The following is a 591-nucleotide window of genomic DNA, read 5'->3' on the forward strand; positions in this document are numbered from 1 at the left end:
AAAAGCCCTAGGACAGCAGCCAGACAAGGTCAGCCCTTCCTGAGAATATTCAACCCTGAAAGATATGATTCTTACCAGTCAATCATCGATCTTTTGAAATTATCTGCAAACCAGTGGAAATTGGAAAGGAAACTGATGGCAGAAAAAGAATGTCACTCTACGAGCTGCTTTGATCCGATAGTCGATTCTATATCCAGATCCAGTCTCCCAGATGGATTAGTATCGTTAATGAAACGGCTGACACTTCACGGTAAGCACCGCTGAACATTACGGGGGTGTGCTTCCACCGGCGAGCCGTCCTGCTGGTTAAGGGACAGGGCTTCTTGAAGGTTGGAGATGGACAGAGTACCTGTCACTTATCTCAAAAATCTGGTACACACAGAAGACATATGGGAGATACGGACTCAGGCTGGTAATAACATATTTCGCCTGCGTGGGTTCTTTGATGGCGATAACCTGATCGTTCTCAACCATGGTTTTCAGAAGAAAACGCAAAAGACACCGACTGAAGAAATAAAAACTGCCGAGAAAAGACGCAGAGAATATTTGCAAAGGAGGAAACGATGAGCGATTTACAGAACTATATCCGTG

2 protein-coding genes are annotated in these 591 nt (G+C 44.8%); one reads left to right on the plus strand and one right to left on the minus strand.

The features are described from left to right. Positions 1-264, plus strand: a 264-nt coding sequence (locus ACY2RQ_RS19725; RefSeq protein WP_490114724.1) for a hypothetical protein, incomplete at its 5' end; no start/stop codon positions are given. Between the two features lie 42 nt (positions 265-306). On the opposite strand, the gene ACY2RQ_RS19730 is transcribed toward ACY2RQ_RS19725, so the two are convergent. Beyond that, positions 307-591 (minus strand): hypothetical protein (locus ACY2RQ_RS19730; RefSeq protein WP_490114725.1); only part of this gene is annotated, 285 nt, incomplete at its 5' end.

Source organism: Parendozoicomonas sp. 209JJ7-1, assembly GCF_058147085.1.